The sequence below is a fragment of the Coprococcus sp. AM100_B19A genome (assembly GCF_027662015.1).
In the GTDB taxonomy this organism is placed as follows: domain Bacteria; phylum Bacillota; class Clostridia; order Lachnospirales; family Lachnospiraceae; genus Allocoprococcus; species Allocoprococcus comes.
The window spans coordinates 115,489-137,185 of the sequence record NZ_JAQDKN010000007.1 but is presented as its reverse complement, the minus strand read 5'-3'; the positions used below and the strand labels follow the sequence as shown (position 1 = coordinate 137,185).

The 21,697-nt window shown below is 43.0% G+C and carries 18 protein-coding genes, 8 tRNA genes and 1 pseudogene; 4 read left to right on the top strand and 23 right to left on the bottom strand.

All coding sequences use genetic code 11. From position 1 onward, the window contains the following. Positions 1-143: 143 nt before the first annotated feature. The 21 genes from PGQ33_RS09210 to murB all read right to left on the bottom strand — a co-directional run bounded on the left by PGQ33_RS09210 (position 144) and on the right by murB (position 14,729). Positions 144-224, bottom strand: a tRNA-Leu gene (locus PGQ33_RS09210). 39 nt (positions 225-263) lie between these two features. Continuing rightward, positions 264-336 (bottom strand) — tRNA-Lys (locus PGQ33_RS09205). A 4-nt stretch (positions 337-340) separates the two neighbouring features. Next, a tRNA-Gln gene (locus PGQ33_RS09200) sits at positions 341-412 on the bottom strand. 199 nt (positions 413-611) lie between these two features. Continuing rightward, positions 612-685: transfer RNA gene (locus tag PGQ33_RS09195), tRNA-His, on the bottom strand. 8 nt (positions 686-693) lie between these two features. Beyond that, positions 694-767, bottom strand: a tRNA-Arg gene (locus PGQ33_RS09190). A 22-nt stretch (positions 768-789) separates the two neighbouring features. Further along, positions 790-860 (bottom strand) — tRNA-Gly (locus PGQ33_RS09185). Between the two features lie 8 nt (positions 861-868). Then, a tRNA-Pro gene (locus PGQ33_RS09180) sits at positions 869-943 on the bottom strand. 166 nt (positions 944-1,109) lie between these two features. Continuing rightward, a complete protein-coding gene (locus PGQ33_RS09175; protein ID WP_117823404.1) occupies positions 1,110-1,592 on the bottom strand; it encodes a metallophosphoesterase family protein in 483 nt (160 codons plus the stop codon). After that, positions 1,589-2,194 carry an RdgB/HAM1 family non-canonical purine NTP pyrophosphatase gene (rdgB, locus tag PGQ33_RS09170; protein WP_270205624.1) on the bottom strand — a complete coding sequence of 202 codons (606 nt, stop codon included), beginning with the start codon at positions 2,192-2,194 and terminating at the stop codon, positions 1,589-1,591. The genes PGQ33_RS09175 and rdgB overlap by 4 nt, the downstream gene beginning before the upstream one ends. 19 nt (positions 2,195-2,213) lie before the next feature. Then, entirely contained in the window at positions 2,214-3,374 is a 1,161-nt protein-coding gene (locus PGQ33_RS09165; RefSeq protein ID WP_117823400.1) for a THUMP domain-containing class I SAM-dependent RNA methyltransferase, read from the bottom strand. A 179-nt stretch (positions 3,375-3,553) separates the two neighbouring features. Further along, complete coding sequence (locus tag PGQ33_RS09160) at positions 3,554-3,787, bottom strand: hypothetical protein (RefSeq protein WP_022219969.1); 234 nt, start codon at positions 3,785-3,787, stop codon at positions 3,554-3,556. A 319-nt stretch (positions 3,788-4,106) separates the two neighbouring features. Beyond that, entirely contained in the window at positions 4,107-4,562 is a 456-nt protein-coding gene (locus tag PGQ33_RS09155) for a DUF1700 domain-containing protein (protein ID WP_195478965.1), read from the bottom strand. Between the two features lie 338 nt (positions 4,563-4,900). Further along, complete coding sequence (locus PGQ33_RS09150; protein ID WP_044999028.1) at positions 4,901-7,015, bottom strand: glutamine synthetase III family protein; 2,115 nt, start codon at positions 7,013-7,015, stop codon at positions 4,901-4,903. Between the two features lie 334 nt (positions 7,016-7,349). Continuing rightward, positions 7,350-9,470 carry a glutamine synthetase III family protein gene (locus PGQ33_RS09145; protein ID WP_117823392.1) on the bottom strand — a complete coding sequence of 707 codons (2,121 nt, stop codon included), beginning with the start codon at positions 9,468-9,470 and terminating at the stop codon, positions 7,350-7,352. Positions 9,471-9,622: 152 nt separating this feature from the next. Beyond that, positions 9,623-10,489, bottom strand: a complete 867-nt coding sequence (gene fba, locus PGQ33_RS09140) for a class II fructose-1,6-bisphosphate aldolase (protein WP_022219974.1) — start codon at positions 10,487-10,489, stop codon at positions 9,623-9,625. Positions 10,490-10,529: 40 nt separating this feature from the next. Continuing rightward, positions 10,530-10,601: transfer RNA gene (locus PGQ33_RS09135), tRNA-Glu, on the bottom strand. Between the two features lie 86 nt (positions 10,602-10,687). Next, positions 10,688-11,584 (bottom strand): diacylglycerol/lipid kinase family protein, encoded by an 897-nt coding sequence (locus PGQ33_RS09130; RefSeq protein ID WP_055262206.1) that lies wholly within the window; start codon positions 11,582-11,584, stop codon positions 10,688-10,690. A gap of 121 nt (positions 11,585-11,705) precedes the next feature. Then, positions 11,706-11,969, bottom strand: coding sequence for an HPr family phosphocarrier protein (locus tag PGQ33_RS09125; RefSeq protein ID WP_008372676.1), 264 nt, complete (start codon positions 11,967-11,969; stop codon positions 11,706-11,708). Further along, on the bottom strand, positions 11,966-12,925 hold the full coding sequence (gene whiA, locus PGQ33_RS09120) for a DNA-binding protein WhiA (protein ID WP_173690104.1): 960 nt from the start codon (positions 12,923-12,925) through the stop codon (positions 11,966-11,968). The genes PGQ33_RS09125 and whiA overlap by 4 nt, the downstream gene beginning before the upstream one ends. An 8-nt stretch (positions 12,926-12,933) precedes the next feature. Then, complete coding sequence (gene rapZ / locus PGQ33_RS09115; RefSeq protein ID WP_270205623.1) at positions 12,934-13,815, bottom strand: RNase adapter RapZ; 882 nt, start codon at positions 13,813-13,815, stop codon at positions 12,934-12,936. Between the two features lie 2 nt (positions 13,816-13,817). Next, positions 13,818-14,729 carry a UDP-N-acetylmuramate dehydrogenase gene (murB, locus tag PGQ33_RS09110; RefSeq protein ID WP_117823387.1) on the bottom strand — a complete coding sequence of 304 codons (912 nt, stop codon included), beginning with the start codon at positions 14,727-14,729 and terminating at the stop codon, positions 13,818-13,820. Between the two features lie 288 nt (positions 14,730-15,017). Here murB and PGQ33_RS09105 point away from each other — a divergent pair, with 288 nt between their 5' ends. Both PGQ33_RS09105 and pckA read left to right on the top strand, forming a co-directional pair. Continuing rightward, positions 15,018-16,310 carry an HlyC/CorC family transporter gene (locus tag PGQ33_RS09105; protein ID WP_270205622.1) on the top strand — a complete coding sequence of 431 codons (1,293 nt, stop codon included), beginning with the start codon at positions 15,018-15,020 and terminating at the stop codon, positions 16,308-16,310. Positions 16,311-16,595: 285 nt separating this feature from the next. Then, entirely contained in the window at positions 16,596-18,200 is a 1,605-nt protein-coding gene (pckA, locus tag PGQ33_RS09100) for a phosphoenolpyruvate carboxykinase (ATP) (protein ID WP_055157751.1), read from the top strand. A gap of 416 nt (positions 18,201-18,616) precedes the next feature. Here the strand turns inward: pckA and PGQ33_RS09095 are convergent, their stop codons facing one another. After that, positions 18,617-19,306: a hypothetical protein gene (locus PGQ33_RS09095; protein WP_270205621.1), complete on the bottom strand. Its 690-nt coding sequence runs from the start codon at positions 19,304-19,306 to the stop codon at positions 18,617-18,619. Positions 19,307-19,725: 419 nt separating this feature from the next. On the opposite strand from PGQ33_RS09095, the gene PGQ33_RS17155 reads away from it, so the two are divergent. Both PGQ33_RS17155 and PGQ33_RS09080 read left to right on the top strand, forming a co-directional pair. Next, positions 19,726-20,724, top strand: a complete 999-nt coding sequence (locus PGQ33_RS17155; RefSeq protein WP_330663253.1) for an N-acetylmuramoyl-L-alanine amidase — start codon at positions 19,726-19,728, stop codon at positions 20,722-20,724. 50 nt (positions 20,725-20,774) lie between these two features. Continuing rightward, a complete protein-coding gene (locus PGQ33_RS09080) occupies positions 20,775-21,083 on the top strand; it encodes a hypothetical protein (RefSeq protein WP_181974553.1) in 309 nt (102 codons plus the stop codon). 129 nt (positions 21,084-21,212) lie between these two features. On the opposite strand, the pseudogene eda reads toward PGQ33_RS09080, so the two are convergent. After that, positions 21,213-21,623, bottom strand: a pseudogene (gene eda, locus PGQ33_RS09075) (bifunctional 4-hydroxy-2-oxoglutarate aldolase/2-dehydro-3-deoxy-phosphogluconate aldolase); the annotation flags it as partial. Between the last annotated feature and the right edge of the window lie 74 nt (positions 21,624-21,697).

The following is a 21,697-nucleotide window of genomic DNA, read 5'->3' as shown; positions in this document are numbered from 1 at the left end:
AAATATCTAAATACTGCTTTTTCTTTTCTTTTTCCGCTTTTTCCTTAAAATCCATAAAAAAAGCAAAAAAAGAAACCTTTTTGGCAAAGGTTCCTCTATTACTTCTATATATAATATAACTGGTTTTGTTATGTTTAACTAAATGCGGATGACAGGACTTGAACCTGCACCTCGTAGAGACTAGATCCTAAGTCTAGCGCGTCTGCCAGTTCCGCCACATCCGCATTTTTTTAGTCCCACAGAAAACCATGGGACTAAATAAGTGAGCGTGCGGGGATTCGAACCCCGGACAACTTGATTAAAAGTCAAGTGCTCTACCACCTGAGCTACACGCCCGTAACTGGGCCAGCTGGATTCGAACCAGCGAGTGCAGGAGTCAAAGTCCTGTGCCTTACCGCTTGGCGATGACCCATTATCTTTATGTCTTGACATAGAATGCGCCATGGCACATTCCCGCGCCTGCGACAATCGCTTAACTTACAGCATCCCGAATCTGACAAAGCTCTCATATCCTGCCGGAGACTTTTATGATATCCATTCTTGCAATGTCTATCATAAAAAAAATGCGAGCATTTCTGCTTGCCATTTCTTTCAAATATTATAGATTAAAGGGTGGATACAGGGATTCGAACCCTGGGCCTCCAGAGCCACAATCTGGCGCGCTAACCAACTGCGCTATACCCACCATATAAACGTGCTTGGAGGGATTCGAACCCCCGACCCACGGCTTAGAAGGCCGTTGCTCTATCCAACTGAGCTACAAACACACAACACTGAATTCTCAGTGCAAGCGGGTGATGGGAATCGAACCCACGTATCCAGCTTGGAAGGCTGGTGTTCTACCATTGAACTACACCCGCAGATCACATCGGGGTGACAGGATTCGAACCTGCGACCTCCTGGTCCCAAACCAGGCGCTCTAGCCAAGCTGAGCCACACCCCGTTGTTTATCTGTTTGTCATCTCCGTGACGACAAAAGTTATTATATTACAAGGTTTCCAAAAAGTCAACATGTTTTTTAAATTTTTTAAAAGAAATTTTTATTTTTCTTTTTCTTGTAAAAGACACGCATTTTTGCCCTTTTTTAGCAGAAATACGTGCCACCTACTCTAATCCAGATAATGAATCGTAAACTCCGTATTCCCGTCCCGATCCATCTCCATAATAATATAACTGCCTTTTCTGCCTTCCTGCCGTGGAAATGACAGACTGCCCGGATTCAGCACTGTAATATCACCAAACTTTTTCAGATACGGTCTGTGTGTGTGACCAAACATCACGATATCTGCATTTCTCGATCTTCCCTCATCCAGGATCCGCTCTACACCAAGAGACACCGAATACTGGTGTCCATGTGCCATAAATGCTTTTTTCTTGCCAAAATAAATCTCCATCTCCCGGAGATTGCGTGAGAAGAAATCATTATTCCCAGCCAGTATATACGCCGGACATCCGCAGAATGCCTCAATATAATCTTCTCCGCCCTCTGTATCCCCGAGATGCACCAGATAATCAATCTTTCCAGCTTCCATGATTGCCCGGTCAAATGCAGTATGTCTTCCATGTGTATCACTAATAATCAATACTCTCATAACTTTTTCTCCATGATCTGTCTCATCATCCGAAGCGCTTCTCCTCTGTGGCTGAGTTCATTCTTCTTTTCCGGTGCAAGCTCTGCCGATGTGCAACCGTATTCCGGCAGGAAAAAGATCGGATCGTAGCCAAATCCATTTGCCCCGGCGATTTTGTAACCAATACATCCTTCCATCGTTCCACGGACAACCTCTTTGTCCCCGTTCGGAAATACTGCTGCCACCGCACAGACAAACCTTGCTGTACGCTGCTTGTCCGGTACGCCCTTCATTCTCGAGAGCAGGAGGCTGTTCTTGATATCATACGAAGTATCGGTTCCTGCATAACGTGCAGAATAGATTCCCGGCTCTTTATTCAGATAATCGATTTCCAGTCCGGAATCATCTGCCAGCACAATCGCATCCATTGCCTTCACTTCCGGCAGCTCTGCAATCGCTGCGGCTTTGATCATCGCATTTTCCTCAAAGGACTTTCCATCCTCTACGATATCAATATCAATCCCGGCTTCCTTCATAGAAAGGATCTCCATCCCCAGATCCTGCAAGATCTGACGGATCTCTATCATTTTATTCTTATTACCCGTTGCAAAAATTATTTTCATCTGTAAATTCTTCTTTCTCTTACTGTCTTGGTTCTCTTGGGCGTTTCGGTGGTTTCGGACCTAAGAACTGATAGAAATAGGTCTTCAGCATACCATTATATATCTTCCGGTTCTTATCTGCTTTTCTTCCGAAATAACGCTCTGCATCCTCGTAACTGGTGATCATATATGCAGACCAGCTATCCAGCTTTTTAAAACTCTCACCGAATTCTCGGTATAACTGCGGCAGATCCTTTTTATCCTCCAGTCGCTCGCCATACGGCGGATTGGTAATGATAAAGCCATACTTCTTCGGGTGGCTTAAATCCTTTACCGCTCTTTCCTGAAAATGGATCAGATGGTCAACGCCTGCATCTTTGGCATTCTGTCTTGCTGCTTTTACTGCCTCCGGATTCAGGTCATATCCCTGAATATCAACCTGTACCTTCCGGTCGATCACATCATTTGCCTCATCCATTGCATCATACCATGCCTTTTTCGGAATCAGGTTCACCCATTCTTCTGCTGTAAAGGAACGGTTCATCCCCGGTGCAATATTAGCTGCCATCAAAGCCGCTTCGATTGGAAATGTTCCACTTCCGCAGAAAGGGTCTACCAGGATCCGGTCCTTGTGCCACGGTGTCAGCATGATCAGTGCGGATGCCAGTGTCTCTGTGATCGGTGCCTTTACAGTCATCTGACGATAACCTCTCTTATGTAAAGATACGCCGGAGGTATCTATCCCGATCGTCACGATATCTTTCATCAGAAATACACGGATCGGGTAAGCCGGTCCATCCTCCTGGAACCATTCTATCCCGTAGATCCGTCTCAGCCTTTCTACCATGGCTTTTTTCATGATCGACTGAATATCTGACGGGCTGAACAGCTTACTCTTTACAGATGCAGCCTTCGTCACCCAGAACTTTCCGTTCTTTGGAATATAATTCTCCCACGGAAGTACTCTTGTTTTCTCAAATAATTCATCAAACGTCTCTGCTTTAAACGAACCAACCTTAAGAAGGATTCTCTCTGCTGTCCGGAGGAACACGTTCGCATCACAAATCGCCTGTGCATCTCCCCAGAAGCATACTCTTCCGTCTTCTACTGTTGATATCTCATATCCTAAATCCAGCACTTCCCGCTTCAGAACAGCTTCCATTCCGAAATGGCAGGGTGCTATCAGCTCCATCTTTTCCATTCTTTTTCCTTTCTCTACTCTGCAATCTGTTATAAACTATATTACGTTTTTCGGTTGCCTTTTGTCAAGTAGTGCGCTTGTACCACAATTTTTTTTAAGGAACCAGATTGCTGCACCAAAAATAGAAAAGCAGCGGAATCCAAACCGCTGCTTTTCCATTCTTAACTGCTTTGCACTTTTTAATACTTATCACTTTCGTTATGGCAGGACTTTGAGCTGTCATATGCATTACGGTCTGATTCATATGCATTCTTTGCATTCCGGTTAGTCGTATTTTTACCGGATGCATTTTTATTGCCTGAATTTTTATTTGACTGATTCTTGCCGGAAGCATTTTCAGCATACGCATTCTTATTGGATCCATATGAATTTTTGTTTGTACTGTTTTCTGAAGCATTATAATTTTTTGCCATTGATAATTCCTCCTGACATTTTTTTGTACAAACATAGTATCTATCCTTTTCGTATTTTTATACATTTTTATTTTTATCTTGATTTTTAAATCGGTTTATATTATACTTTGTCGTGTAGAGATTTATTTTCTACAACCCCTTATTAATTATTTATACTCCCCTCAAACGCTCGATAGCTCCCCTATCGAGCGTTTAACGTTATATAACAGGCAGATCCTTTTTAAATACTTGAACCTGCCATATAGAACATATAATCAAAAAGCCGGAGACATAAGCTTCTTTTCATTGCAGAAGAATCTTATACATCCGGCTTTTTTAATTACCATCGCCTTCTCAGCATTCTGACCAGCAGTATGATCACCAGAAGAGGAATCAGTACCGGTGCGATCAGACTTACAATCCCACTTATCACCGCAAAGATCACAACGATCACAGCCAAAACCACAAGAATCAGCAGAAGTCTCTTCCACCAGCTGTCCAGGCTCCACACATGGATATTGCTACTTTCTTCTGTGCTGCTGTTGCCTCTGTAGGTCCTTCCATCCGAATCATAGATCACATCTTCTACACTTTCTTCTTTCTGCGCATCCACGATCGTCTTCGCAAGAATCCACGGATCTCCAAGTTCCGCCAGTACCTCACTCTCCGTTCTTCCTTTTCGGATCTCATCATCAATATACTGGCCGTAGTAGTTCAGATTCTCCTGCAGCACCTGTGGTGTCACACCGGAAGAAAGTTCAATTCTCAGTTTTTCAAGGAACTCTGCTTTCGTCATCTTTCTTTCTCCTCTATTCTCATTATTTCATTGTTTATAATTATATTCTGATGATACCAGGGTCAAAAGGTCAGAAATCCAATGCAAACTTGCTTGCAAGAGGATTTTTGACCCCAACATCATTCTGATACAAAAATGTGCTTTGGTCCATTCCCGCGCCTGTGATCATTACCCGCAACATCTTCCCTGTATCACAGTGCACATCCCGCCGGAGGCTTTCTATATCCGGAAATAAATTTTCGGATATAGAAAAGAACCTCAGACTTAGAGTAGCATAATTTCTGCTTCTTTCCAAGTCTAAGGTCCTTAAATTTCTATAAGTATTTTATATGTATTTTCTAAACTTCAAATAAAAGATCTCCGTAAGAAGGCATTGGCCATACTTCTTTATCCACGATCATTTCCAGTTCATCTACCGGTGTACGGAGTCCTTCCATAGCCGGAACTACGCTGAAGTGATAGAATTCAGACTGTACTTTTCCTTCTTCTTTTCCTGCTGCTTCTTCTGTGACTGCTTCCAGTTTCTTAAGGGCAGCCTTTGTTTCTGTCAGAAGTCCTGAGATGTCAGCAAGCATTTCAGCCTGTACAGATGCATCTGCTCCGGCTTCTTTTACTGCAAGAACCGTATCTGCAAGCTCTTTTGTATATTTTACAACTGCAGGAATGATCTGTTTTGCAGCAATATCAATCATGGCCTTTGCTTCGATATTGATTGCCTTTGCATAGTTCTCGTATTTGATCTCTGCACGGGATTCCAGCTCTGCCTTGGTAAATACACCAAATTTTCCGAACAGTTCTACCGCTTTGTCAGTTGTCAGTGCCGGGATTGCTTCTACCATGGACTTGATATTCGGAAGTCCTCTCTTTTCTGCTTCAGCTACCCATTCGTCAGAATATCCGTTGCCGTTGAAGATAATTCTCTGATGATCTGTCAGATATTCTTTGATCAGGCTGTGTACAGCTGTATCAAAATCATCTGCTTTTTCCAGGACATCACATGCCTCTGCAAATGCCTCTGCTACGATTGTATTCAGTACTACGTTTGATCCTGCAATGGAATCGCGGGAACCTACCATACGGAATTCAAATTTATTTCCGGTAAATGCAAATGGTGAAGTTCTGTTTCTGTCGGTTGCATCCTTTGTAAGATCTGGAAGGGTTGTTACACCTGTTTGCAGCTTTCCACCATTCAGGCTGTGTGTTGCCTCACCTGTACTGAGAAGCTGTTCTACAACGTCCTGAAGCTGTTCTCCAAGGAAGATAGAGATGATTGCCGGCGGTGCTTCGTTTGCTCCAAGTCTGTGGTCATTTCCCGGATCAGCAGCCGATTCACGAAGCAGATCTGCGTGTACATCAACTGCTTTCAGGATACATGCCAGTACCAGAAGGAACTGTACATTTTCATGAGGTGTCTTTCCCGGATCCAGCATATTGATTCCGTCATCTGTTGTGATAGACCAGTTGTTATGCTTACCAGATCCGTTGACTCCTGCAAACGGTTTCTCGTGTAGCAGACATTTCAGTCCATGCTCGCATGCCACCTTTTTCAGTGTCTTCATGATAATCTGGTTGTGATCCACTGCAATATTGGCCTCTGCATAGATCGGTGCAAGTTCGTGCTGTGCAGGTGCCACTTCGTTGTGCTGTGTCTTTGCTGCAACGCCGAGTTTCCATAATTCTTCGTTGACATCTTTCATATAGGAAGCAACCCTCTGACGGATCGTTCCAAAGTAGTGATCGTCAAGCTCCTGTCCTTTCGGCGGCATTGCTCCGAAAAGTGTACGTCCTGTGTAAATAAGGTCTTTTCTCTGTAAGAATTTCTTTGCATCAACAAGGAAGTATTCCTGCTCCGGTCCTACAGAAGGTGTTACTTTCTTTGATGTTGTATTTCCGAACAGACGAAGCAGTCTGATGGATTCTTTGTTGATTGCTTCCATAGATCTGAGAAGCGGTGTTTTTTCATCCAGTGCCTCACCTGTGTAAGAGCAGAATGCTGTCGGGATGCAAAGGATCGCTCCGGCTGCATCTTTTCTTACAAATGCCGGTGATGTACAATCCCATGCTGTATATCCTCTTGCTTCAAATGTAGCACGAAGTCCGCCTGACGGGAAAGAAGAAGCATCCGGCTCCCCTTTGATCAGTTCTTTTCCGGAAAAGCTCATCAGAACCTTTCCGCTTGGAAGCGGAGCTGAGATGAAGGAATCATGCTTTTCAGCAGTAACTCCTGTCAGAGGCTGGAACCAGTGTGTATAATGGGTTGCACCTTTTTCGATTGCCCATTCTTTCATCTCATGTGCAATTACATCTGCTGTCTCAAGATCCAGCTCTTTTCCTTCTTCAATTGTCTGTTTTAATTTTTTGTATACTTTTTTCGGAAGTCTCTCCTGCATTACTGCATCGTTAAAAACATCTTCGCCAAAAATTTCTGCCACGCTTAACCATTCACTACTCATAATTACCTTCCTTTCGCTAACGATCGAGTAGGCTGACTCCTACTCGATTCTTATACTTTGTACATCATCTCGCTTAACAGCTCGATGATGTACAGTCACCAAATGCAGATCCTTGTGCAAGCACAAATCTGCACTTGGCTCATCGTATACACAAAAAAACGAGGAAACTCCACTTTGTGGAACTTCCTCGTTCATTGTGATCTCTGTTATTTAAGATATATTTACGATACTCTTTTTTCTTTCAAATTTCAAGACCAATTTTTTAATTTGTGTATATTTTCACAAAACTTCATAAGTTTTCAACTTCTTTTTCAACATTTATACCAGTCACTTCTTAGACCTCGAACAGCAGATCTCCGTAAGAAGGCATCGGCCACATATTCTTATTGACGATCATTTCCAGTTCATCCACTGGTTTTCTTAAAGCTTCCATTGCCGGTACAACTTTCTGCATGAAGAAGAATGCCTGTTCTTTTCCTTCTGTCTCCGGTACTTCTGCCACAACAGTTTCCAGTGCTCTGAGTGCTTCTTTTGTGTCTTTCAAAAGATCAGCCGACTGTACAAGAAGCTCTTCCTGTACACCTGTATATGCTACAGCGCTTGCCTGTTTTACCTGGTTGATCGAATTAGCCAGCGAAGTTACATATTGGATCACAGCCGGGATAATATGCTTGCTTGCGATATCGATCATGGAACGTGCTTCAATGTTGATTGCCTTTGAGTATGCCTCATATTTGATCTCTGCACGGGATTCCAGTTCTGCACGGCTGAATACATCGAATTTTTCAAACATTTCAACCGTATTGTCATATGTCAGACATTCAACAGACTCTACCATGGTCTTAATATTCGGAAGTCCTCTTCTTTCGGCTTCCTTCACCCACTCATCAGAATATCCGTTGCCATTGAATACGATTCTCTGATGTTTGGATGCATATTCCTTGATCAGATCATGGACTGCAAGATCAAAATCTTCTGCTTTTTCGAGCACATCGCAGGCATCAGAGAAGGACTCAGCCACGATTGTATTTAATACTACGTTCGGTGCTGCCACCGAGTCTCTGGATCCTACCATACGGAACTCAAATTTATTTCCTGTAAATGCGAATGGCGAAGTACGGTTTCTGTCAGTTGCATCCTTTGCAAAATCCGGGAGCGTACTTACACCGGTATGTAATTTGCCGCCTTTTAAGCTGTGTGCAGCTTCTCCGGTATCAATAAGCTGTGCAAGCACGTCTTCAAGCTGTTCTCCGAGGTATGCGGAAATAATTGCCGGCGGTGCTTCATTTGCTCCAAGTCTGTGATCGTTTCCTACGTCAGAAGCAGATTCACGGAGCAGGTCTGCATGCAGGTCTACTGCACGGAGAATACAGGTCAGAACCAGAAGGAACTGAATATTATCATGAGGTGTCTTTCCCGGATCCAGAATGTTGATCCCATCATCTGTAACCAGTGACCAGTTGTTATGCTTTCCGGAACCATTTACACCTTCAAACGGCTTTTCGTGTAACAGGCATTGGAGATTATGGCGATATGCCACTTTCTTCAGCGTCTCCATGATCAGCTGATTATGGTCAACTGCTACGTTGCACTGTGCATAGATCGGCGCAAGCTCATGCTGTCCAGGTGCTACTTCGTTGTGCTGTGTCTTTGCAGATACACCCATCTTCCAGAGTTCTTCATTGACATCAGTCATAAATGCTGCGATTCTCTCACGGATCGCACCAAAATAATGGTCATCCAGTTCCTGTCCCTTCGGAGGATTTGCCCCGAATAATGTACGTCCTGTAAATACAAGATCCTTTCTCTTAAGATATTTTTCTCTGTCTACCAGGAAATATTCCTGCTCAACTCCAACAGATGGTGTAACCTTTTGGGACGTTGTGTTTCCAAAAAGACGCAGAAGACGGATGGATTGTTTGTTGATTGCTTCCATAGAGCGAAGAAGAGGTGTCTTCTGATCCAGTGCTTCTCCGGTATAGGAACAAAATGCCGTCGGTATATATAAAATCGATCTTTTCCCATCCGGACTCTTTTTAACAAATGCAGGCGATGTACAATCCCACGCTGTATAACCTCTTGCTTCAAATGTAGAACGCAGTCCTCCTGACGGGAAGGAAGATGCATCCGGTTCTCCTTTGATCAGCTCTTTTCCCGAAAACTCCATCAGGATCTTTCCATCTGACTTCGGTGCTGAAATAAACGAATCATGCTTTTCAGCTGTTGCTCCTGTAAGAGGCTGGAACCAGTGCGAATAGTGAGTGGCACCCTTTTCAATCGCCCACTCTTTCATCTCATGTGCAATAACGTCTGCTGTTGCAGCCTGAAGCTCTTTACCTTCTTCAATCGTCTTTTTCAGCTCTTTGTAAGTCTTCTTCGGAAGTCTTTCCTGCATAACAGCATCATTGAAGACGTTTTCTCCAAATATTTCTGCTACACTAATCCATTCGCTCATCCCATGTACCTCTCTTTTCTACTACTCATTTTCTACTACTTATACAAAACGGTCGTTTTTTGATTCAAATAAAGGAGTCTTGCACTTACGCAAAACTCCTTTTATACCGTTTTCTTCGGACGCCTTTGTCCATGATATTATCAAAAATCAGACTATTCAGCTTTTCCGTCAGAACCGAACAGAATCATCTTCTCTTTTACTTTTTCAACGATTGCATCTGCACCCGGTTTCAGAAGTTTACGTGGATCGTATCCTTTTCCTTCAAGATCCTTTCCTGCTTCAATGTATTTGCGGGTAGCTTCTGCGAATACCAGCTGACATTCTGTATTAACATTGATCTTAGAAACTCCAAGGTCAATTGCTTTCTTAATCATATCATCCGGAATTCCTGTACCTCCGTGAAGTACGAGTGGAAGTTCTCCTGTGAGCTCCTGAACTGCTGCAAGAGTCTCAAAGCTGAGTCCTTTCCAGTTTGCCGGATATTTTCCATGAATGTTACCGATACCTGCTGCAAGGAAATCAACGCCAAGGTCTGCAATCATCTTACATTCCTTAGGATCTGCGCATTCGCCCATTCCTACAACACCATCTTCTTCTCCACCGATAGAACCAACTTCTGCTTCGATAGAAAGTCCTTTTCCATGGCAAAGTTTAACAAGTTCTGTAGTCTTCTCAATGTTTTCTTCGATCGGATAATGAGATCCGTCAAACATAACTGATGAGAATCCTGCATCTATACATTTCAGGCAGCCTTCATAGCTACCATGATCAAGATGAAGTGCAACTGGAACCGAAATGTCCATTTCTTTGATCATTCCATTTACCATTCCTACAACTGTTCTGTATCCAGCCATGTACTTTCCTGCGCCTTCAGACACACCAAGAATAACCGGTGATCTTAATTCCTCAGCTGCAGTCAGAACTGCTTTGGTCCATTCAAGATCGTTGATATTAAACTGTCCTACTGCATAATGACCTGCTTTTGCTTTTTTTAACATCTCTGTTGCTGAAACTAACATTTTGTATTCCTCCACTTCTCTGTTAAAGGCTTTTATAGGCTGACCCCCAGGGGAATCGAACCCCTGATTCGACCGTGAGAGGGTCGCGTCTTGACCGCTTGACCAGGGGGCCAGATGTATGTTCATTAGCTGTCTGGCTAACTCACTTGCTTAGTATAACGTACTTCTTTTCATTTGACAAGACCTTTTTTTATTTTTTTACTGTTCCTCTTCCGGAACTACGATTTTAAGTGCCTGTTTCGCGTTCTTGATGCAGACACTGTCGTGTTCCCCACCGAACTCTCCATCCAGCGTCCATGGGATCTCTTCCACTGATTCAAAATGGATCTCACCTGTCTTAAATGAATAAATGTGCTTCGTATTGATCTGGCTGCTCAGAAGCGCCCCAATGATCTCCTGAAGCGCGAGCGGGTTCTTCGGTGTCCGGATCAGGGTAACCTCAAATTCTCCGTCATCAAAAACCACATTCTTCCCGATCATATTACGGAAACCGCCAACAGATCTGGAATTCGTCACCATACCATAAATAAATTCGTCCTCAATCGTTTCTCCGTCATGTGTCACTTTTAATTTATATGACGGGATATCAAAAATTCTGGTTGCTCCTTCCAGCACATATGCCAGATGTCCCAGAACATTCTTCATTTCCTGCTTTGTCTCATAAGATACATCCGTGAAGAGTCCGAATGCTGCAATGTACACGAACACATCTCCGTTAAACCGTCCGATATCACAGGGAAACTCTTCCCCCCCTGCAGCTGTACTTGCCGCCTGGAGAAGATTCTTAGGGATATGGAGACTGCTCGCAAAGTCGTTGGTCGTTCCTGTCGGGATGTAACCGACCGGAATCTTTTTTTCTCTCTTCATCATTCCGGTTACGACCTCATCAAGTGTTCCGTCACCACCACTGCAGATCACACGGTCATACTCCTCTGTAAATGTCTTTACTTTATAATAAGCGTCTTTATATTTCTGCGTCGGATATACAACCACTTCATATCCTGCTTTTACAATAATGTCAATAATATCAGAAAGCTTCGGTTTTAAAAGTCCCTTTCCTGCATTCGGATTATAAATAAACAATGCTTTTTTCATACGTCCGTCCTCCTGTTATCTGTTCTTTTCTCTATAAGGGCTGTCCCCACAGCTCCTTACGGATACATGCATTATAGCATAAAGAGCCTGCTTTCGGCAGACTCTTCAAAGTTTTATGCAATTATCTGTTCTTAACGTTCACAAGAAACCTTTCGATACCAGCTGCTGCTTCCTTTTCATCTGTTCCGTTCGCAACAACGGTGATTTCCTCTCCCGGCATCAGTGTCAGACTCATCATCCCCATAATGCTCTTTGCATTGACTTGCTTCTGGTCAACTTCGATATATACCGAACTTGAATACTGACTAGCTTCCTGAACAAGAAGTGCAATCGGTCTGGCGTCTAATCCCTCGGACAATTGAATCTTAACAGGTTTTTTGATCATAATGTTCCTCCTTGCTTAGCCCTTATCTCTTCCGCCATTTCACTTAACTTGCGCAATCTGTGGTTCACTCCGGACTTGCCTACCGGATTTTGCAGAAGTGCGCCTAACTCTTTTAAAGATGCCTCCGGATATGTAAGTCTTGTAAGGGCCATGTCCTTCAATCCTTCCGGCAGCTTATCGAGTCCTTTTGTTTCCTCAATATACCTTATATCGTCAATCTGCTTTACAGCAGCGGAAACCGTTTTATTGATATTCGCAGTCTCGCAGTTCACTTTTCGATTCACCGTATTTCTCATATCTTTCAATATACGGATATTCTCCAACTCCATCAGTGACTGATGTGCCTCCATCACATTCAGCACATCCACGATCTGAGCTCCTTCTTTCAGATAAACCACAAATGATTTCTTCCTTGATACAATCTTTGCGTCCAGAGCAAAACATCTCATTATCTTCTGAATCTGCTGCGCTTTTCCCATCGACGCACAGACAATTTCAAAATGATAGGACTTCTCCGGGTCGCTCATGGATCCCGATGCAAGAAAAACGCCACGCAGGAAAGACCGCTTACAGCAAGTCTCCTGAATCACGACATTCTTTACTACAGAAAGCTCTTCTTCCACGTCTCCATAAGGATTGAGCAGTTTTGCCGCCTGAAGCACCCTGATAGCATCTTCGTGTTTTTTTACAACTATATAATAGTAGCTGCTGCCTTTTTCCCGGTTCACCCGAATAGCGATATCAACCACTATATTAAACGTTCTTCTCAATAAAGTAAAGCTTTTTCTTGCAACTGCCAGATTTTCCGTATGAATCTTAAGTGCTGCATGACCTCTGCTGTCGATCATGACAGCCCCACACATGCTGATGATCGCTGCAAGTTCTGCAATCCGGCAATGTCTTGCAGGACTTAGCTGACGCGATATTTCTTCTTTAATATTTCCAGAAAAAGACATACTATCACCTATTTTGCTTTCGTAATTGCATCTTTCTCGATATCACGATGCTCTTTTTTTACACCGTACTCTTTCTCTGCCACAGACAGCCGTTCATACAACTCATTGGCAAGTGTCACGGAGCGGTGTTTTCCGCCGGTACATCCGATTGCGATCACAAGCTGGTTCTTTCCTTCTGCAACATAGTTCGGAATCAGAAACTCAACCATGTCGACCAGCTTCTTCAGGAATTCTTTTGAAATATCGTTATTCATCACGTAATCCCTGACCGGCTTGTCATTGCCACTCTGCGGGCGAAGTTCATCAATATAATACGGATTCGGAAGGAATCTGACATCAAATACCAGATCTGCATCACTCGGAATTCCATATTTAAATCCGAAAGATAACACGGTAATGTAGAGATTCTTGTATTCTTTATTCTCGGCAAAAATACGGTTCAGTTCACTGCGCAGCTCCCTGGTCAGCATCCGGCTTGTATCCAGGATGTAATCTGCCCTTTCTTTTAAAAAGGCAATCTTCTTACGTTCTTTGGCGATCCCGTTCTCAATTCTGCCGCCCTTTGAGAGTGGGTGGTTCCTTCTTGTCTCTTTATATCTTTTCACCAGTGTATCATCATTCGATTCAAGGAAAAGAATCTCCAGTGGTATCTTGGCTTTTTCAAGTTCGTCCAGAACCTGGTCCAGTGCACGCAGATTCTGACCACTGCGGATATCAAGTCCCAGAGCGATCTTCGTGATCTCACCATTTGGAACGATCAAAAGTTCTGTCAGTTTTGTCATTAAAGGAATCGGCATGTTATCCACACAAAAATATCCCATGTCTTCCATCATTTTCAAAGTTGTACTTTTCCCTGCTCCGGACATTCCCGTTACAATTACGAATCTCATCCCTAAAATTCTCCTATTTGTTTCACTTCCGGTTCCATCGTAACACCGGTATCTTCTTTCACTTTCGCTGTTACCTGACGGATCAGCTCCATCACATCAGCCGCTGTCGCATTTCCTTTATTGATCACAAATCCACTGTGCTTTTCAGAAACCTGCGCTCCACCTACTGTAAATCCTTTCAGTCCGCTGTCCTGGATCAGTTTTCCTGCAAAATATCCTTCCGGACGCTTAAAGGTACTGCCTGCACTCGGATACTCCAGCGGCTGCTTCGATACCCGCTTCTGACGTAGGTCATCCATCTGCGCTTTTATTTCTTCTTTTTTGCCTTCTGTAAGCGAAATCACAGCACCCAAAACGATATATCTTTTCTCCGGAATAATGCTTGTACGGTATCCCAGTCCCAGTTCTTCTGCCGGAAGCTCCATGATCTCGCCCTCTTCTGTCATAACCCTGACACTCGTCAGTACATCCTTCATCTCTCCGCCATACGCACCGGCGTTCATCACAACCGCTCCGCCAAGCGTTCCCGGAATACCCGCTGCGAACTCAAATCCGGTCAGTGCTGCATCAAGTGCTGCATTTGCAATCTGCGCAAGCGAACATCCTGCCTGCGCCGTAATCTGATTTCCTTCTACCTGAAATGTTCCCATACTCTTATAAAGCTGGATGATCGCGCCTCTGAAACCTTTGTCTCCAACCAGAAGATTACTTCCATTTCCTACTATATATATAGGTATCAAAAATTTCCGGCACACCCGGACTGCCTCTGCCAGTTCCTTTTCATTCGATGGCATGATAAAATAATCTGCCGGACCACCGATTCGGAAGGTTGTATGCTTCTTCATCGGTTCATCCTTCTGTATTTTGGCTGCATCGACCACATTATACAAACATGTCTCAAAATTCTGTTCCATTCTCTTCTCCTAGTATCTATAAATATTCTATGCCATTCTTCTTTTTTTATTTAACAGGAAATTGCCATTGGACCTCCCGCCAAATAGAAGTTACTACGTGCCAAAGCACGTTTTAATATCATCCTCATATGATGTAAGTGTCAAAAATAAATTTTGGAACTTACATCATATGATACACCAAAAAATATGCAAGTTCAACGCACTCTTGCAAAATTAAGTGAAATGCGATATAGTAAGGCATAACATAGAAATTTTATCAATATTTTCAAAAAGGAGTGATTTTTAACTGTGGACTCGAGTGTCTCGCAAATACTTATTTTGCTAGTCCTGCTGCTCTTATCCGGCATATTTTCGTCAGCCGAGACAGCACTTACAACCTACAACAAAATCCGGATGCGTGCCCTTGCAGACGAGGGTAACAAGCGTGCCAGCGCCGTACTTGCCGTAACTGAGAATTCAGGTAAAATGCTTAGCGCGATCCTCATCGGCAACAACATTGTTAATACTGCGGTAGCTTCCCTTGCCACCACAATCGCATACCGCCTTGGTGGAACCGCTGTCGCGATCGCAAGTGGGCTTATGACGCTTCTCATCATCCTTTTCGGAGAGATTACTCCGAAGACGATGGCAACCATTCATGCTGAGAAGATGTCTCTTTTCTACGCACCGGTTATCAATATTTTTATGAAGATCATGACTCCGATTATCTTCATTGTAAATGGTCTCTCCACCGGTCTTCTGATGCTTCTTCGCATCGATCCGAATGCCAAAGACAATACCATGACCGAAGCTGAACTCCGAAGTGTGGTAAATGTCAGCCATCAGGACGGCGTGATCGAATCGGATGAAAAAGAGATGATCTACAATGTGTTTGATCTCGGTGATGCCATTGCCAAAGACGTCATGGTGCCCCGTGTCAACGTAACTTTTGCTGATATTGACAGCAATTACGATGAACTGATCGACCTGTTCCGGGAAGACAAATTCACCCGTCTTCCGGTTTACCAGGAGACAAAGGATAATGTTGTCGGAACGATCAATATGAAAGATCTTCTTCTTTATGACAATAAGAAAAGTGAGTTCCAGATTAAAGACATTCTCCGTGAAGCCTACTTCACTTATGAATACAAGAGCATTTCCGAGCTTCTTGTTGAAATGCGCCAGGCCTCATTCAATATCGCAATTGTCCTGGATGAATACGGTGAAACATCCGGTCTGATCACCCTGGAAGATATTCTTGAAGAGATTGTTGGCGAGATCCACGATGAATATGATGAGAATGAAGAAGAAAATATCAAAGCGGTAGGCGAACACGAATATATTATTGAGGGTTCTACTAATCTTGACGATCTCAATGATTCCCTGGAGCTGAATCTGGAATCGGAAGATTATGATTCTCTCGGAGGCTTTATCATCGAAAAGCTGGACCGTCTTCCGAAAGCCGGTGACTCCGTTGTCACCGAAGATGGAATCCGTATGGTCGTAGAAAAGCTCGACAAAAACCGGATTGAGACCGTTCACCTGTATCTTCCGGAGAATTACCGCGAACATACGTCTGACTCATCGGAAAATGACGATTAAGCAGACCTCCCAGTAAGAAATCCTGACAAATTTTTTCTTTATATTTTGCAGGATATACAACAATTTCAGGGCAGTCCAAAGCGGACTGCCTTTTCCTTTTGGGATTTCGTTATTTTTTAAACAATTTTTTCAAGAAATATCGGTTTTTTATTGATTTTATTGCGTAATTATGTATAATTATGGTAAATGGGTGAAGAATTTTACTTCATCAGATGATAAAATCTGCGCTCACAGCTTTTATCATTTAACCATTTAACTAGAATTAGGAGAAAGAGGTTAATTGCAATGGCAGAAATCAATTTAAGCAAGTATGGTATTACTGGAACAACAGAAATCGTGCACAACCCTTCTTACGAATTACTGTTTGAAGAAGAAACAAAAGCAGGTCTTGAAGGATTTGAAAAAGGTCAGGTCAGCGAACTTGGTGCTGTGAACGTAATGACAGGTGTATACACCGGACGTTCCCCTAAAGACAAATTCATCGTAGTTGATGAAAACTCTAAAGACACTGTATGGTGGACTTCAGACGAATATAAGAATGACAACCACCCGGCTTCACAGGAAGCATGGGAAGCTGTAAAGGAGATCGCCAAGAAAGAACTTTCTAACAAGAAACTTTATGTTGTAGATGCATTCTGCGGCGCTAACAAAGATACACGTATGGCAATCCGTTTCATCGTTGAAGTTGCTTGGCAGGCTCATTTTGTGACAAACATGTTCATCAAACCAACAGCTGAAGAACTTGAGAACTTCGAGCCTGACTTCGTAGTATACAACGCTTCTAAAGCAAAAGTTGAAAACTACAAAGAACTTGGACTTAACTCTGAAACAGCTGTTTTATTCAATATCACAAGCAAAGAACAGGTTATCGTTAATACATGGTACGGCGGAGAGATGAAGAAAGGTATGTTCTCTATGATGAACTACTACCTCCCACTTAAGGGAATCGCTGCTATGCACTGCTCAGCAAACACTGATCTGAACGGCGAAAACACAGCTATCTTCTTCGGTCTTTCAGGAACAGGTAAAACTACACTTTCTACAGACCCGAAGCGCCTCCTCATCGGTGATGACGAACACGGCTGGGATGACAACGGAGTATTCAACTTTGAAGGTGGATGCTACGCTAAGGTTATCAACCTTGACAAAGAATCTGAACCAGATATCTACAACGCAATCAGACGTGACGCTCTTCTTGAGAACGTAACTCTTGATGCTGAAGGAAAAATTGATTTTGCTGATAAGAGTGTAACAGAAAATACACGTGTATCTTATCCGATTAACCACATTGAAAATATTGTACGTCCGATTTCTTCTGCACCGGCAGCTAAGAATGTAATCTTCCTGTCTGCAGACGCTTTCGGAGTACTTCCACCGGTATCTGTACTGACACCGGAACAGACACAGTACTACTTCCTGTCTGGATTCACAGCTAAGCTTGCCGGTACAGAACGTGGAATCACAGAACCGACACCAACATTCTCTGCTTGCTTCGGACAGGCATTCCTTGAACTGCATCCGACAAAATATGCAGAAGAACTTGTTAAGAAGATGGAAAAGAGCGGAGCAAAAGCTTACCTCGTTAACACAGGATGGAACGGAACAGGAAAACGTATCTCTATCAAAGATACTCGTGGTATCATCGATGCAATCCTGAACGGAGACATCTTAAATGCACCGACCAAGAAAATTCCTTACTTCAACTTCGAAGTACCTACAGAACTTCCGGGCGTTGATTCAGGAATCCTTGATCCTCGCGACACATATGCTGATGCTTCTGAATGGGAAGAAAAAGCTAAGGATCTTGCTGCAAGATTCGTTAAGAACTTCGCTAAATACGAAGGAAATGCTGCTGGTAAAGCACTTGTATCTGCTGGACCGCAGGCTTAAATGCAAAATTAGAAAATGGATGTGGGAGAGTTTCTCCTGCATCCATTTTTTTGTGTATACGATGAGCCAAGTGCAGATTTGTGCTTGCACAAGGATCTGCATTTGGCGAATGTACATCATCGATCTGTCAAGCGAGATGGTGTACAAAGTATGCCAATCGAGTAGGCGTCAGCTTACTCGATTGTGCGAATGGACGAGGGAGAGGCTGCAATAACCTCTCCCTCTGGTTTTTCAAGACAAAACAGAATGGAATGATTTATGAGAAACAGAACCCACAGCCATCTTCGGGCTGTGGGTTCTATTGACTGTTGAAGTTTGTTGGTTGCAGATATTCTTTTCGTACTTTTAGAGTATGACGATAGTGTAATATCAACTACATGTATTTATGTAAAATAATTTTTTTCTGCAGTATATTTCTACTTCTCTTCTGGGGGAAGTTCTTCACCGGCTAGTTTTAGGATGTTGCTGATCTCATCTTCGGTGATGCCAGCGAATTCTTCCAGCTCGTCTACGCTGACTTTTCGGCCGAGTTCATCGGAAAGTTTTTTGATCTGTTCATCAAGGTCGTTGACTTTTTCTACCATGCGGTTATCTTGTTTTTTAGTTTCTTCCTGAGATTCAAGAAGTGCCTGCATGCTTTCTTTTGCCATGCTTAAAAGGGCTTCGGTATCATCTGCATGGTCTTCCATGGCGAGCATGAGTCCCATGTTGCCTTCCTGGACGAGATCTCCGATGTAGATATCTGCCCTGTGCATCTCTTTTGCCATGGTGAGGATTGCCGGTAGGAGTTCTTTTAATGGATCCCCATCTCTTAATCCTTTCAGATCCTGCTCGTAAAGGTTTAAATAATCCTGTTCTTCCTGGGTATATCGGATCGGTCCTTCGGTGTTTTCTGCATTTTTGATCGAACCACCAGCTTTGACGTAGCCTTTTACGATTACTTTCTTGGAAAGAAGATAATCAAATACAAGCTCCATCTGTTCTGCTGATAAATTGTCTTCTGCGAAGTAAGCTTCGACTGTGGCTTTGTCTGTGATGTTATTCTGGCTTTCACACAGGGTAAGGATCCCTGCAAGTTTTTCACGAAATTCTAATCTTTCTGCCATATTTTGATTCTCCCGATTCTATAATATATGAATATATTTTTCTTGTTCTTCCGGTCAAGAAAGACAAGAAACGTAATCAACAAACTAATGATTGCTTTCCTGTAGCATATCGCTACAGACTTATCATAACATTATATTTCCTACCTGACAATTTATTTTTCTGCAATATAATGAGGATACCAGGGTCAAAAGGTCAGAAAGCCGATGCATGCTTGCTTGCAAGAGGATTTTTGACCTCTTGACCCACCAAAAACATGAGTAAGTAGCCATTTTTCAAAGAAAAATGAGCGGATTACGAATGTTTTTGAGAATTGCGAGAGTGCAAAGCACGCAGCATATTTTTCTTAATCGATTTCTCATTTTCACTTTTCAGGATATCCGACATATATTATATAAAGTTCATTTTTTGAGGTATATCTATGCCTGTATCTATCATGCTCGATGCCGGTCACGGAGGACGTGATCCGGGAGCTGTGTATAATGGTCGCCAGGAAAAAGATGATGTACTGAAGCTGGTGCTTGCGATCGGAGAAATTTTACAAAACAGCGGAATTGATGTGGAATACACACGGACAACGGATATTTATGAGACACCTTTCCAGAAAGCAACAGAGGCAAACGAAGCCGGTGTGGATTTCTTCATATCGATCCACCGGAATTCCAGTCCTCTTGCCAATCAGTACATGGGTGTGGAAAGCCTGATCTATAACCTTTCCGGTATCAAATATGAGATGGCGGAAAATATCAATGCACAGTTGGAGACAGTTGGGTTCAAGGATCTCGGAGTAAAGGTGCGCCCAAATCTGGTTGTCCTTCGCCGTACAAAAATGCCGGCGATTCTGGTCGAAGTCGGTTTTATCAATTCCGATTCTGATAACACAATTTTCGATAAGAACTTCAATGATATTGCGCAGGCAATTGCAGATGGAATCCTGGATACGCTGGAAGAAAAAGGGCTCTGGAAACCAGAAGGCGCAAGAAACAGTTCGACCGCATCGGAATCAGGAAGGACTTCTTCTGACGCAGATACTTCTGCTTCCGTTTCTCCTGCTGACGGTTCTACAAAATCAGATGTTGGTACCCTGACAAATTCAGGCTCAGTCCCTGATTCTCCTTGTACGTCAGACTCTGCTCACATGAATCCGTCTGATAAAAATACAGACTCCGAATCTCCTAATTTTTCTCCATCTGTAACCTACAGTGTGCAGGTCGGTGCATTCCGAAATCCGGCGTATGCCAGACGGCTTCTTAATGAACTGACCGAAATGGATTTCCCTGCCCGGATTGATGACAGCAGCCAGTATGACCGGGTTCTGGTCGGTCAGTTCGATGTATTGAATGATGCCGCCATGATGGAACGAAGACTAAAACAGAGCGGATATCCAACTGTGATCGTGAGTTTTTCTGAAGAAGCCTGATTGATACTGCAAAAAATTCATACATTAGCTTCCATGATTTTCTTCTTCTTTTGCTGACCATGGAAGATGACTGTTTAAGGGAAGAACTTTACCATTTTTTCGGACGCTCCGATGAAACACCATCAAAAGCTGCTTTTTATCGCCAACGTACAAAATTAAAAGATGGTGCATTATGGGAACTTTTGCAGATTTTTAACCAGAAGCTTAAACCTACTCTATACAGGAACCGTTATCGTTTGGTTGCTTGTGACGGTTCTGTTGCTGATATTTTCCGTGATGAAAAAGATACAGAAACTTATTTTGAACCAAACAATAAATCTCCCAGGGGTTTTAATCATATCCACATCAATGCACTTTAAGCCAAGTAAAAAGAACAGAAAAGATTCTCAGATACCAAAATCTTTTCTGTTCTTTTTTGTATATTATAAAGGATAGATTAGTACCTCCTTGGAGGTCATGTGTTCCCCTTGATAAAAGGGCTCAGTTCATTAAGGGCGAATGCTCTTTGCCAGTTCTTTCGCTTCTTTTGTCAGATTACAGATTTTCTCGAATTCGCCGTTTTGGATCAGATCTGCTTTTACCATCCAGCTTCCGCCGCAGCAGATGATCTTGTCAAATCCCAGATAATCTTTCAGATTCTGTGTTCCGATTCCACCTGTCGGCATAAAACGAAGCTGATTGTATGGTGCTGCCATTGCTTTGATCATAGCCACTCCACCTGCAGGTTCTGCCGGGAAGAATTTAACTACTTTCAGTCCTCTTTTTACTGCCTGTGCCACTTCAGACGGTGTCACACATCCCGGGAAAATCGGAATTTCTTTTTCCAGACAATAATTTACGATTTCAGGATTGAATCCAGGACTTACGATGAATTTTGTTCCTGCCTTAACAACAGCATTTCTCATAGAATCCGTTTTCCTTGAGTTTCTCTAAGTTTTCTCCAAGCCTGTAAACGAACCTGTCTATCAGTTCC

Coding starts and splice junctions, on each gene's coding strand:
- fba (WP_022219974.1), bottom strand. CDS start 10,489: ATGTTAGTTTCAGCAACAGAGATGTTAAAAAAAGCAAAAGCAGGTCAT.
- pckA (WP_055157751.1), top strand. CDS start 16,596: ATGGCAGAAATCAATTTAAGCAAGTATGGTATTACTGGAACAACAGAA.
- murB (WP_117823387.1), bottom strand. CDS start 14,729: ATGGAACAGAATTTTGAGACATGTTTGTATAATGTGGTCGATGCAGCC.
- PGQ33_RS09155 (WP_195478965.1), bottom strand. CDS start 4,562: ATGACGAAAGCAGAGTTCCTTGAAAAACTGAGAATTGAACTTTCTTCC.
- PGQ33_RS09125 (WP_008372676.1), bottom strand. CDS start 11,969: ATGATCAAAAAACCTGTTAAGATTCAATTGTCCGAGGGATTAGACGCC.
- rdgB (WP_270205624.1), bottom strand. CDS start 2,194: ATGAAAATAATTTTTGCAACGGGTAATAAGAATAAAATGATAGAGATC.
- PGQ33_RS17155 (WP_330663253.1), top strand. CDS start 19,726: ATGCCTGTATCTATCATGCTCGATGCCGGTCACGGAGGACGTGATCCG.
- whiA (WP_173690104.1), bottom strand. CDS start 12,925: ATGTCTTTTTCTGGAAATATTAAAGAAGAAATATCGCGTCAGCTAAGT.
- PGQ33_RS09165 (WP_117823400.1), bottom strand. CDS start 3,374: ATGGAAAAGATGGAGCTGATAGCACCCTGCCATTTCGGAATGGAAGCT.
- rapZ (WP_270205623.1), bottom strand. CDS start 13,815: ATGAGATTCGTAATTGTAACGGGAATGTCCGGAGCAGGGAAAAGTACA.
- PGQ33_RS09150 (WP_044999028.1), bottom strand. CDS start 7,015: ATGAGTAGTGAATGGTTAAGCGTGGCAGAAATTTTTGGCGAAGATGTT.
- PGQ33_RS09160 (WP_022219969.1), bottom strand. CDS start 3,787: ATGGCAAAAAATTATAATGCTTCAGAAAACAGTACAAACAAAAATTCA.
- PGQ33_RS09095 (WP_270205621.1), bottom strand. CDS start 19,306: ATGGCAGAAAGATTAGAATTTCGTGAAAAACTTGCAGGGATCCTTACC.
- PGQ33_RS09175 (WP_117823404.1), bottom strand. CDS start 1,592: ATGAGAGTATTGATTATTAGTGATACACATGGAAGACATACTGCATTT.
- PGQ33_RS09145 (WP_117823392.1), bottom strand. CDS start 9,470: ATGAGCGAATGGATTAGTGTAGCAGAAATATTTGGAGAAAACGTCTTC.
- PGQ33_RS09130 (WP_055262206.1), bottom strand. CDS start 11,584: ATGAAAAAAGCATTGTTTATTTATAATCCGAATGCAGGAAAGGGACTT.